The sequence below is a fragment of the Paenibacillus sp. WLX1005 genome, from assembly GCF_046603685.1.
In the GTDB taxonomy this organism is placed as follows: domain Bacteria; phylum Bacillota; class Bacilli; order Paenibacillales; family Paenibacillaceae; genus Saccharibacillus.
On record NZ_CP176756.1, the window covers coordinates 4,127,731 to 4,140,342 of the forward strand.

Below are 12,612 nucleotides of genomic sequence, written 5' to 3' on the forward strand. Positions count from 1 at the left end.
ATTTCAAACAATTATATTGTGATAAATTAATGAACGACATGCAAATGAACAATAGCCAATTGGCAATTGTTGAAAACGCAAAAAGCCAATCTCTGGTTATGTTGGGGGACCAGCGATCAGCTTTTTGTTTTTTCATTTTTGCGTTTTGCTTTATTCTTGCTTTTGACTGAATAGTCCCACGAACATGGTTGCTAGTATACAGCACCTTTTGGGAACGTTTCTGTGCAAAAGTAATACCTATGCGTTACTAGTGCGTTACTAGTTCATTCTTACGTTACGCCTGTACATAACCTGCGCTTTGCACAAAGCGGCGGAATGCTGCGCGTCCGGCATTGTCTTTTTTGTACACGCCGGCATGCTCCAGAATCTCGGCAAATTTACGACCGACCTCGTCTTGAATGGTCCAAGTTGCCTGCTCATGTGACAGCTCGGTGCCGTATTGCTCAATCATCTGTTCCACCCATGGCAAATGCAGGTGCAGCGCATGATCCGGCTGACTGCGGATAATCTCTAGCAATGCGGCATCGCCAGCTAGAACCGAACCGATCTGATCCAGTTCTTCTTTTAGACGCCCCGGCAAAATCGCCAGACCCATTACTTCGATCAAGCCGATATTCTCGCGCTTAATATGGTGCATCTCAGGATGCGGATGGAAAATGCCATCCGGGTATTGTTCGCTGGTACGATTGTTGCGCAGCACCAGATCCATCTCATACTGCTCCCCGCGACGACGCACAATCGGCGTTACTGTATTGTGCCGTACTGGATTCCCTTCGCTGTCCGGTGTGGACGACAAAATGTCGACTTCGGCATCGCTGTAACCTTTCCACGCTTCATAGATTTCATCCGCCGCATCCAGCAGCAGACTATCATTGTACGCACGCAGACGGATGACCGACATCGGCCAGTTGACCAGCTCCAGCGTAATATCTTCACGTTTCGTGTGACGGTATACTTCTTCGACTGCTGCCTTTTCAATAGGGAACGTATGACGTCCACCTTGGAAATGATCATGAGTCAGAATCGAACCGCCAACAATCGGCAGATCCGCGTTGGAACCGAGGAAGTAATGCGGGAACTCCTCAACAAAATCAAGCAAACGACGGAACGTTTGTCGCGTTAGCTGCATTGGCACATGATCGTGGTGGAACACGATACAATGCTCGTTGTAATACACATACGGCGAATATTGCAGGAACCATGCTTCTCCACTCAGCATGAGCGGTACAACACGCAGATTCTGGCGTGCCGGGTGATTGATGCGTCCAGCGTAGCCAACATTTTCGCGACATAATTGGCATTTCGGATACGAAGGCGGTGGCAGTAGCTTCGCTTGTGCGATCTCTGCCGATGTTTTCTCCGGTTTGGACAGGTTGATCGTCATCTCCATATCGCCATACGTCGTCGGCTGTTTCCAGTAAACGTTCTTGGCAACACGATCCATACGGATATAGTTGGAATGAATCGACAACTGGTAAAACTGGTCAGTCGCTGCTTCGATCCCTTCACGATCCAATGTATCGAAGAAATCCGATGTCACTTCAGACGGACGTGCCATCAGCATGCCCATGATCTCTGCATCCATCAGATCACGGTACGTATCGGTATTTTCCTTGAGCATATCAATGCTAAACGCATAATCGATCAGCGTATCGATCAATAGTTGCGGTTCTGCTGCGGCTTCGCCCTGATCGACGCTTGCCAGCAGTGGCACATTGGCATCATATGGCTCGTCGAATCGGAATTTGCTCAACAGCAGATTCCGAGCGTAATCGAGATCCGCTAGCTTAATCAGCTGTTTATCAAAGGCGAATGTGACCAGCTCGTCAATCGCCAGTAATGCACTATTCTGTTCTGGAGTACGCTCGGTATTATTCATGATCACCATATCCCTGTGGTTTGGATTCATGCCATTGCCATGCACTGGCGATAATGTCTTCCAGACGGTCGCGCGTTGGTGTCCAGCCGAGTACGGAGCGTGCTTTGGCAGATGATGCGACTAGTACTGCCGGGTCACCGCTACGGCGTGGTTCGATCACAGCCGGGATGTCGCGTCCGGTTACTTGTTTGGCAGTCTCTATTACTTGTTTCACCGAGAAGCCCTGTCCGTTACCAAGATTGAATACGTTACTATCTCCTCCACCTGCGAGGTATTCGACAGCTTTGACATGGGCATCTGCGAGATCGCTGACGTGGATATAGTCGCGTACGCAAGTGCCATCTTCGGTTGGATAGTCATCGCCGAATACGGAGATGTGCTGACGTTGACCGAGTGCAGTTTGCAGAACTAGTGGAACAAGATGCGATTCTGGACGATGATCTTCGCCGATTTTGCCGCTAGCGTGTGCGCCAGCTGCGTTGAAGTAACGTAGAGCTACATAGCGGATACTGTGCACTTTATCAAACCACGACATCATGCGCTCCATTACCAGCTTCGTTTCGCCGTATACGTTCGCTGGCTCGGTGCGATCGGTTTCTTCGATTGGAACTTTGTCCGGTTCGCCATACGTTGCTGCGGTAGAAGAGAAGACGATGTTGCTAACGCCTGCTTTTTGCATTTCTTCCAGTAGACACATTGCGCCGTATACGTTGTTGTCGTAGTATTTGGACGGATTCTGCATACTTTCACCAACGAGTGAGCTGGCGGCAAAGTGGATGACAGCAGTGATGTTATTTTCGCTAAAAATGGTTGCCAGCAGTTCTTTGTCACGCAGGTCGCCTTCATATAACTTGCCGCCCAGCAATGCTTCGCGATGTCCAGTCAGGAAGTTGTCGATTACAACGACCTCTTCCCCACGCTCTAACAATTCTGCTACTGTATGTGATCCGATATATCCTGCTCCACCTGTTACCAAAATAGCCATTTGTAATTCCTCCCGATCTGTATTGTATAGATGATATTACCTGTATCTGTTCTTATTTCCACTCGGTTACGCCATCGCCTGCGGAGCAAACGTAGAAGTCTGCCTTTAGCCCGGTACGTGTTTCGTATGCTTTTCCGACTTCTTGCAGGAACAGCTCGACATGATCTTCATGCACGAGCGAGACGGTGCAACCACCGAAGCCTGCGCCAGTCATACGTGAGCCGATTGTGCCAGCGATCAGGCGCGCTTCCTCCACCATCACATCCAGCTCTTCACAGCTCACTTCGTACAGATCACGCAGCGAGTCATGTGACTCGTTCATCAACTGCCCGAAGCGTTGCAGATCATCCTGCTCGAGCGCTTCAACTGATAACAATACACGGGCATTCTCCTCAACGACATGACGAGCGCGGTTGCGAACGATCTTGTCCTCGATCTGCTCTTCCAGCAAATTGTACTGCTCTGGTGTGAGCTGAGATAGATAGTTCAATTGGTCGACATGCGGCTGTAATGTGGTCAGTGCAGCTTCACATTGTGAGCGGCGTTCATTGTACTTGGAATCGACCAGCCCACGGCGCTTGTTCGTATTGCCGATCACGATGCGATAATGACCCGTGTTGAAGGGCACATGCTTGTATTCCAGTGTATCGCACATGAGCAGAATCGCATGATCCTTTAACCCGTTAGCGACAGCAAACTGATCCATAATGCCACAGTTCACGCCGACAAACTCATTCTCTGCACGCTGTGATAGAACAGCAATTTCGACAGTGTCAATGTGACCTTTCTCCATCGTTAGCAGTGCGTAGGCAGTGACGACTTCAATCGAAGCCGAAGAAGAAAGACCGGAGCCGTTCGGAATGTTGCCGAAGAATAACAGATCATATCCACCGCTAAGTGGAGTGCCCTTTTCCTTCAAAACGGTAATGACACCAAGCGGGTAATCCATCCATTCCTTCGTTGTGCCAATCCCGATCTCGGGTAGAGCAAATTCGCCTTCCAGCTCTGGGAAATTGATCGAAGCCAGTCGAATCATACGGTCATCATTGGCACGAATTGCCAGTGCTGTGCCGAATTCCAATGCCGCCGGAAGCACATAGCCACCGTTATAATCAATATGTTCGCCAATCAGGTTTACGCGACCCGGTGCATGAAAAACATGAATATCGCCGTTCACACCGTATTTGTCCGTAAATGCCTGCTTCATCTGTTCCTGATTCATCGGTTGATTCCACCTTGTTTCATAAATTCGGTTTGCTGTCAGCCCTGCGCTGTTATGATACCAGTATAGCCTGAGAGCGCTATGAAGCGTAATGAACAGATGTGTTGTTTATATGGATAAATGTGACTTCAAGATTGTATAATTATACTGTAGCAATATGACGCGTGTATGAACAAAAGATAAAGTGAGCATTAAATTTGCAGCAAATGAGTACAAGCATGCACATTGTATGATACGCAGGAGGTAGTGATTCATGTTAGATAAAACGTATCAGGTAGCACCAAATCCTATTTTCCATGATCAAGGTACATTATATGTGCTATTTACGGGCGAGAGTCAGACGCCTTCGTCGCATCGACTGGGACCTAAGATTTATGATTATTATCTGTATCATTATGTGGCTGCTGGACGCGGGCAATTCATTACCGAGGATCATACGTATAAGCTGAATGCAGGTGATTCGTTTCTCATTCATCCGGGTCAATTGGTCAGCTATGTATCAGATCGACAGCAGCCGTGGCATTATCACTGGGTTGCTTTTGCCGGTCAACAGGCAGATAAACTGGTAAAGCAGGCAGGCTTCAGCGCTAGCTCACCAGTCGCTCGAACCGCTGCACTGTATGAGCAGAACGGCAGTCATATTCGCCAGCATTTGCAGCAGATGCTACAAGCCTTTTATACGCAAAAAGATAGCTCTGATCTGGCTTCGCTTGGCTATCTGCACCTGATTATGGCAGAAGCCGGGGAGCTGCTGACGCGTGAAGCGGCGCTGCCCGGTGCAGAATCGATTACCCGGCGTACGGTTAAGCAGATGATCCACTACATGTCCAGTCAGTACGCACATCCGGTATCGATTGAGGATATGTGCAGTAGTATCGGCTACAACCGAGCGTATCTGTCACGTATTTTTAAAAAGGAGACGGGCATGACGCCAGTGACGTATTTGCTCAAGCTGCGAATTGATAAAGCGCGTCAGCTGCTACGTGAACGACCCGAGTTGTCTACTCAGCAGATCGCGGCATCCGTTGGGTTGACGGATGCGCTATACTTTTCCAAGCAATTTCGGCGCTTTTATGATGTATCGCCCAGTCAGTACCGCTCGTCCATTCAGCCTCCAGAGGTACAGGAATAGACAAGCGCAACAGTAAATTGGGAATGAGTTTCCATTTATTTAGAATAACGTTTCCAAGCTACTCAGCGGATGTTGCTGGAATGATTTCCAGTTTGTCAGCGGTTCTAAGGTCAGATGCTCCTCATCGTAGCAAGCAATCTTGCGTGATCCGGCGTGCCAGACAATATGAAGATGACTATAATTATCCACTACAGATGACAGACGCAGTAATTTTGTTCGTCCAAATTTGAATGCAATCGTATCCATCAGCTGGAAAAAATCGATATAACGTATCCCATATTCATTGTTTTCCGGCAATTCCAATCGCTGCGGTTGTTGTTCCAACCATTGCTGCAAATCTGCTGGTAGCTTATACGGAAGCAGCGAATGATGTTTATTGCTTTTATCTTGAAATTCGGGCGGTTCCAGTTGCTTGATACGTTCTGCTAGTTCATGATGACCACCTGTACGTGCAATCGTGTATGCACGTTCACCGCCCTTTTCGGTTATTGTGACGTCTGCGCCTTGATCTAGTAAATAATGAGCCATCTTCACATCGCCATTACGTACAGCGACCGTTAGCGGGGTTGCCTTGTATGGATAGACTTGATTGGCTTCGTTGTAATTGATGTCTACGCCCTGATTTAGCAAATAATCTACTATTTTCATATCATGCTTCTGTACAGCAGTTCGGAGCGTTTTGCCTGCATGCTTAACGATATCGAGACCGAGTTCCTGCAACAATGGAATATGCTGACCGCCACCGTAGTATGCTTCCTGATATGCTCCTGATTTGACGTTATTGTACAGATCGAGTCGTGCGCCAGATTCATACAAATAGCGAATGTCCTGTTCACTGGCATACCGAACGGCTTTGAGCATAGCTGGATTGTGTATCGTATTCAATTCTGCTCCACGCTCTACTAACAAACGTATCATATCGCTTTGTTCAGTAACAATCGCCAGATGAAGCGGTACTAGCGATGTATATGTTCCTAATTGGATTGGCGCATTGAGATCATGTCCGTTGTCCAGCAACGTTGTGACCTGCTCTGCTTTCCCTTCATAAATGGCAAGTGCCAACTCAGGCAAATGCTCGTAATTACCTTGATCTTGTATGCGATACATGAATGCTTCGCTCCTTTGCAACGTATGTAGTTGTGCTGTGTCACTGTTTTGCATCTATCTTTTATTGTCTGCTTTGGATATGAAAATTGCAACTTAACGCAAAAGGTATCAACTCAATACGAAAAACACGATCACGCATATATCCAAGATAGCAAAAGCTTGGTACACAATCGAAATAGTTTGTTGCTCTATCGAGATGATTTGCTGCGCTATCGAAACAGTCTGCTGCGCTATCGAAAAAAAGACTCCGCCAAGTTGGCGAAGCCTTTTCCGTATCAAATACGCTGATCCATCAATCTCACCGTGTCGAACGTTCACGTATTATTGCTCGTGATGCTCGCTATCGGTTTTGAGAATCGTCTCGATGCGTTGCAATTCCTCATCCGAGAAGTCCAGATTGTCCAGTGCTTTGATGTTTTCTTCGATTTGCGATACGCGACTGGCGCCGATCAGAGCGGAGGTGACTTTGCCACTACGCAGAACCCATGCCAGCGACATTTGTGCCAGACTTTGACCGCGCGAAGCTGCTACCTGATTGAGCGCCGTTACTTTGCGAATCGTTTGCGGAGTGATCTGGTCTTTGCCCAAAAATACCGAGGAACCAGCAGCACGGGAGTCTTCCGGCACACCGTTCAGGTACTTGCTTGTCAGCACGCCCTGCTCCAATGGACAGAAAGCGATACTGCCTGCACCCGCAGCGTCCAGCTCATCCTGCAATCCATTCTCAATCCAGCGATCCAGCAAGGAATAACGCGGCTGGTGAATGGTCAGCGGTGTACCGAGTTGCTTGAGAATGCTGACCGCTTCGCGCGTTTGCTCGGCGGAATAGCTGGAAATGCCGACATATAATGCTTTGCCGGAACGCACGATATGATCCAGCGCCATCATTGTTTCTTCCAATGGGGTTTCCGGGTCGAATCGATGAGAGTAGAAAATATCAACATATTCCAATCCCATCCGCTTCAGACTCTGATCCAGACTGGAAATCAGGTTTTTGCGGGAACCCCATTCGCCGTATGGTCCCGGCCACATGTAATACCCAGCTTTGGTCGAGATAACGAGTTCATCGCGGTATGGCGCCAGATCTTGCTTCAGCACCTGACCGAATGTTTCCTCTGCCGATCCCGGTGGTGGACCATAGTTATTCGCCAGATCGAAGTGAGTGATACCTAGATCAAACGAACGGGTCAACATTTCACGCGAATTGGATAGTGTATTGACACCACCAAAGTTATGCCACAAGCCGAGCGAAATCGCTGGCAGTTTTAATCCCGATCGTCCAAGACGGTTGTATTTCATTTTGTCATAGCGTTGTTCCGAAGCTACATAGACCACAATCATCCCAACCCTTCTGCTAAATAAAGTCGTTGCCTTGCATATCCTCACAAATCATAACGGAAGCGTTATCAATATGCAATCCTATTTCTACAGCTGTTGTATTGGCTCATTGTTTGAGGTTGTGTGTCGTCATGAAAGGCGCTGTTGTCGGATTTGTTGCAGTACATTGCCCATCGACTCAGTAATGATCAGATCCGCATGACGATCATGCGACGTTGCCGATGCATTCAGCAACACAGTATGATTTCCCCGGAAATACGTGACAAAGCCTGCTGCCGGATACACCGTGAGTGACGTACCGCCGATGATCAGCAAATCCGCCTGTGCAATCGCCGCTACCGCTTCGCTAATCACATCGGAATTCAGCGATTCCCCATACAATACGACATCTGGGCGAATCACACCGTTATCAAGTGGACAGCGTGGTACGCCTTCCTGTGCAAGCACATCCTCTAGCGTATAGCTCTTGCGACATGTTGTACAGAAATTGCGGTATACCGAACCGTGCAGCTCCAGCACATTGCGGCTGCCTGCCTTCTGATGCAAGCCGTCAATATTTTGCGTAATGACCGCGCTAAGTTTGCCTTCTTGCTCCAATTCTGCGAGCAGATGATGCACTGGATTAGGCGATGCATCTGGATGCAGCAGCTTGCCTCGATAAAAGTCAAAAAACAACTCCGGCTCCCGATCAAAAAACGGACGACTCAGCATCTCCTCTGGTGAATAGCCACGCTGTCCATTTTCCTGATACAAGCCCGTTGCCGAACGAAAGTCGGGAATGCCACTCTCTGTCGATGTACCTGCACCACCAAAAAAGACGATTCGTTCTGACTCATGTATCCATTGTGCCAGCTGATTGATTGTATCCATATCTTATCCCTCCTGAGTATGTCATTTTGTATACGTGTATCATTGGAGTTACTTACTATGCGCATCGTTGCTACATCATGCTCTGCGAACAATCTTCCAACAATTTTTTGCGCCTATATGATTCCAGCGTTCCCCCACATCCAAAAACAAAAGGCAGCGTTTCTGTGCACCGTATGGACGATGGGAAACGCTGCCTGCTGTTGTGACGGTCTGATGTGATCAAGGATGGCGATTCATCAACGTGCTATCCTTTTGAAGATGACTTCACTGCAATTGCATGACGCATCCTTCGATTTCACCTTACTTGGAAGATGCTTTTTTCAATGATGAAGGAATTTCTTTCATCCAACTTAGGAGTGCATTGGTTGTTTGCTCCAGTTGTTCATCGGCGGTAATCTGGGCTGTTTTATCCCCTTTTTGCTCGCCATAACTACCAAACTGAGCATGATTACCGCCTTGAATACTATAGTATACAGCTGTAGCCGGAAGTAATACGCGTGCAGCCTCATATTTAGAGCGTTCCAATACGCCATCGTTGGATGCAGTAATCGACATGACTGGCAAACCGCTATTGCCGAGACTACCGTTATCATCCGGATACGAAGCTAGGAAAAAGACGCCTGAGATCTGATCTACATGGCTGGCTGCATATCGTGAAGCGAAGACGCCACCAAGTGAATGACCACCGATAATGAATTTCTGATTCGGATTGCTATCCACTACAGCCTGTGCCGCATCGGGCTTGAAAAAAGCAAAGTTAAACGGCATTTTCATAATATAAACGGAATGTCCATTTTTAGCCAAACGCTGTGCTACCAGACTGTACGCCTCTGGCTTCACGCGTGCACCCGGATAGAAAATGACGCTGTCTCCTGTCGGCTTGGCTGCGGCAAACTCAATCCAGTTATCCGAATTATGTACCGTTATGCCTTCTTCCGTCGCGTTGATCGCCTGCTGTGCCTCTGTTGTTGGTTGATACGGAGTCAGCACATACCATGCGGCTGCACCACATGCGATCACTAGTACAATCAACACAGCCAGCAAAATTTTGCCGATTGTGCGAATACGACTGCCACCGCGCCTTGCACCGCTATATCCTCCGAGATAATTGTTACGCTTGCGTCTAAACATCATGCTCTCCTTCCATTGCTGTTTCTTCAGAACGATCGCGCCAAACCACTTCATGTAAAGCAAGAATTGTCGCATGACCGCCTGCTATCCATACTCCTGCTTCCGCGTATACGTTGCGGCAACATGGACAGTGAAACCACATCGTAAAAATGGATATTGCACCTGCACACTTCGCATACGTAGCAGCGTTGTGCGATGCAAAACAGCCTGTCTCCCTGGCAGGACAACAGGCTGCTCGTATGTGTAGTATACCACTTTCGATATATCAGAAGAAACTTTCCCTTGCAAAACCGTGCAAAATCATCTTTTCCAAGCTGTATTACATTATGCCACGATGACATAGTTGATCATCTGATCAGTCATCATTTGGCGATGGAACATCGTATGCTTCTCCATGCGCTTCAACCAATGTGTGTCAGCCCGCTAATCCCGCTAGTATAGTGAGATGATTAGCTTTGCTTTGCTTCGCGGTATACTTTCATATATTGCTCCGCTTTTTGACGCACTAGACTCAGATCGCCTGTTTTGAGCGCATCGGTCGTGAGATCTGAACCGATACCGACGGCAACCGCGCCACCTTTGATCCATTCGCCCAGATTGTCCAGCGAGACGCCGCCAGTTGGCATAAAGTTAGCCTGTGGCATTGGCCCCTTCAGCGTCTTAATAATGGACGGTTGATACAGATTGCCCGGGAACAACTTCACAATGTCTACGCCAAGCTCTAGCGCATGCTGCACGCCTTCCAGTGTCGTAACACCCGGCAGAACAGGAATACGATACAGATTACAGATTTTCACCGTATCTGGATTGAGCGATGGTCCTACGACAAATTCGGCACCCGCCATAATGGCTGCACGCGCGGTTTGCGGCTCCAATACGGTGCCTGCGCCGATAATGGCAAATTTATCAGCACTTTCCGATTTCCAGCTGTAAATACGGCTTAATTTCTCAATCGCTTGCAGTGCGCCCGGTACAGTAAGTGTTACTTCGATGACTTTGATACCGCCAGCGATCGCTTGCTCTGCCATTTTGAACACTTGATCGGCGGAATCCCCGCGCAGTACTGCAACTACTCCGTTATCGATTATTTTTTGTAGTATTTGTAGTTTTTTCATATATATGCTCCTTTGATCATTTTGAAATTTTTTACAATATTAACGTGAACAAAATGAAATGAAAGACAGTATTTATTTGTGAAAATATAGACTGGGTGTGATCCTGTCGGACATGTATTTCGTTTCTCCATAGAGGATACATACTCGAAATATCATTTGTACTTTTCACATAGTTTAAGGATCTATTTCATACGGTCATCTAGTAAAGTCGCATCAAGCTTTGTGCAACCTTGCTTCCTATCCCATCAACGCTCAATATGCACTTTGTTATCCAGCTTTGCTTCCACCTGTGCATGGGTAGGGAGTGCTTCCCAGTCACCCACCGCTTGAATAACCATCGAGCCGTTCAGATTGCCCAGTCGTACTGCTTCTTCATTGGAATAGCCGCGTAGCAATCCGGTAATGAATCCGGCGCAAAATCCATCGCCAGCACCGACTGTATCAAGCACATGCTCTGCCTTGAAATACGGCACTTCCAGCGTGCGCTCCGGTTCCACTACATACGTCAGATCAGGACCACCTTTGACGATGCTAACGGCTCTCAATTGACGTAAACGGTCAAAGATCTGGTTCTGATCTTCCGTCTCATACAACAACGCCAGCTCATCTAATCCCGGTAAAAAGTAATCACAACGCTCTGCCAAACCTAGCAGTACTGGACGCGCTTCCTCTAGCGTCCACAATTTCAATCGCAGATTCGGATCAAAGCATACGGTTACACCTGCTTCAGTAGCAATATCCATTGCCCGGCGCACCGTATCCAGACCCGAACGACTAATCGCCGCGGTAATGCCAGTTACATGCAAAATACGTGCTCCGGCAATATACTGTTCATCCAGATGCTCCGGCTTCATATGGCTGGCTGCCGATAAACGGCGGTAATAATGGACAGATGCTTTGCCAGATACATTTTCGCGTAACATCAGACCCGTCGGCTCGCCATCTGCCAGCTGTGAACGTGACATATCGACGCCTTCGCCGCGAAGCGCCTTTTGAATCATAATGCCAAGTGGATCATTGCCAAGTCGACCACACCAGCCGACCGAATGCCCCAGACGGGCAATACCAATCGCTAGATTACTTTCAGCCCCACCGAATGATTTGCGCAGCTGGGCTGCATACTCCAGACCTCGTGAATCCTCGGCAGTCAACAAACCCATGGATTCACCAAAGGTGACGACTTCCGGATATCCTGCCTGATTGTTCATCGTTTATCCTCCCGATTCCAACATTTGCGGTACAAGCGTATGTAACAGTTACACTGTTTATTTTCGCAACCGCTTTCTTTATTGTCAATGATACGAATTCATCGCCATCTTTATAATGTAAAGGAAAGACGTAATATTCGTTGTGAATTCAATCACAACACTGAGATATTGCTTTTATATTGCTTTTTTCAATTAAAAATAAATGCCAAGTGGATAAATTAGGCAATTTTCGTTTCAGTCGATACCTACCGGGTAATTAATGAGCAACTACATGTAGTTGGTAACACGTTAACGCTTTATTAATCTGACAGGAGTGATATTGTTATGGCAAACAACAAGAGCAATGGCAAAATGACCCGCGAAGAAGCCGGGCGTATGGGCGGACAAGCCACATCCCGTAAACATAGCAAAGAATTCTACCAGCAGATCGGTAAAAAAGGCGGACAAGCTACGTCCCGTAATCATGACAAAGATTTTTATCAGGAAATTGGACGCAAAGGCGGCGAAGCGACATCGGAAACGCATGATCGCGACTTTTATAAAGAGATTGGACGTAAAGGTGGCAGTAAATAATGTACGCCGATATGGCATCGGCATGTTTGATTACAGCCCCGTCAGGTAATGT

11 protein-coding genes are annotated in these 12,612 nt (G+C 47.7%); 2 read left to right on the forward strand and 9 right to left on the reverse strand.

Annotated elements, in window-relative coordinates; all coding sequences use genetic code 11:
- Positions 1-274: 274 nt before the first annotated feature.
- The 3 genes from ACE3MZ_RS17645 to ACE3MZ_RS17655 are packed head-to-tail and all read right to left on the reverse strand — an operon-like array spanning position 275 to position 4,086.
- On the reverse strand, positions 275-1,879 hold the full coding sequence (locus ACE3MZ_RS17645) for a UDP-glucose--hexose-1-phosphate uridylyltransferase (RefSeq protein WP_411343440.1): 1,605 nt from the start codon (positions 1,877-1,879) through the stop codon (positions 275-277).
- Positions 1,872-2,864, reverse strand: coding sequence for a UDP-glucose 4-epimerase GalE (galE, locus tag ACE3MZ_RS17650; RefSeq protein ID WP_411343441.1), 993 nt, complete (start codon positions 2,862-2,864; stop codon positions 1,872-1,874). Before galE ends, ACE3MZ_RS17645 begins: the two co-directional genes overlap by 8 nt.
- Positions 2,865-2,916: 52 nt before the next feature.
- On the reverse strand, positions 2,917-4,086 hold the full coding sequence (locus ACE3MZ_RS17655) for a galactokinase (RefSeq protein ID WP_411343442.1): 1,170 nt from the start codon (positions 4,084-4,086) through the stop codon (positions 2,917-2,919).
- A gap of 253 nt (positions 4,087-4,339) precedes the next feature.
- Between ACE3MZ_RS17655 and ACE3MZ_RS17660 the strand changes: the two genes are divergently transcribed.
- Positions 4,340-5,218: a helix-turn-helix domain-containing protein gene (locus ACE3MZ_RS17660; RefSeq protein ID WP_411343443.1), complete on the forward strand. Its 879-nt coding sequence runs from the start codon at positions 4,340-4,342 to the stop codon at positions 5,216-5,218.
- 39 nt (positions 5,219-5,257) lie between these two features.
- On the opposite strand, the gene ACE3MZ_RS17665 is transcribed toward ACE3MZ_RS17660, so the two are convergent.
- The 6 genes from ACE3MZ_RS17665 to ACE3MZ_RS17690 all read right to left on the reverse strand — a co-directional run bounded on the left by ACE3MZ_RS17665 (position 5,258) and on the right by ACE3MZ_RS17690 (position 11,987).
- On the reverse strand, positions 5,258-6,325 hold the full coding sequence (locus ACE3MZ_RS17665) for an ankyrin repeat domain-containing protein (RefSeq protein ID WP_411343444.1): 1,068 nt from the start codon (positions 6,323-6,325) through the stop codon (positions 5,258-5,260).
- 321 nt (positions 6,326-6,646) lie between these two features.
- Complete coding sequence (gene mgrA, locus ACE3MZ_RS17670; RefSeq protein ID WP_411346836.1) at positions 6,647-7,660, reverse strand: L-glyceraldehyde 3-phosphate reductase; 1,014 nt, start codon at positions 7,658-7,660, stop codon at positions 6,647-6,649.
- A gap of 132 nt (positions 7,661-7,792) precedes the next feature.
- On the reverse strand, positions 7,793-8,533 hold the full coding sequence (locus ACE3MZ_RS17675) for an NAD-dependent protein deacylase (protein WP_411343445.1): 741 nt from the start codon (positions 8,531-8,533) through the stop codon (positions 7,793-7,795).
- Between the two features lie 300 nt (positions 8,534-8,833).
- Positions 8,834-9,667 (reverse strand): alpha/beta fold hydrolase, encoded by an 834-nt coding sequence (locus ACE3MZ_RS17680; RefSeq protein ID WP_411343446.1) that lies wholly within the window; start codon positions 9,665-9,667, stop codon positions 8,834-8,836.
- A 446-nt stretch (positions 9,668-10,113) separates the two neighbouring features.
- On the reverse strand, positions 10,114-10,779 hold the full coding sequence (locus ACE3MZ_RS17685; protein WP_411343447.1) for a bifunctional 2-keto-4-hydroxyglutarate aldolase/2-keto-3-deoxy-6-phosphogluconate aldolase: 666 nt from the start codon (positions 10,777-10,779) through the stop codon (positions 10,114-10,116).
- A gap of 245 nt (positions 10,780-11,024) precedes the next feature.
- A complete protein-coding gene (locus tag ACE3MZ_RS17690) occupies positions 11,025-11,987 on the reverse strand; it encodes a sugar kinase (protein ID WP_411343448.1) in 963 nt (320 codons plus the stop codon).
- Positions 11,988-12,311: 324 nt separating this feature from the next.
- Here ACE3MZ_RS17690 and ACE3MZ_RS17695 point away from each other — a divergent pair, with 324 nt between their 5' ends.
- Positions 12,312-12,560, forward strand: a complete 249-nt coding sequence (locus tag ACE3MZ_RS17695; protein WP_411343449.1) for a KGG domain-containing protein — start codon at positions 12,312-12,314, stop codon at positions 12,558-12,560.
- The last annotated feature ends 52 nt before the right edge of the window (positions 12,561-12,612 follow it).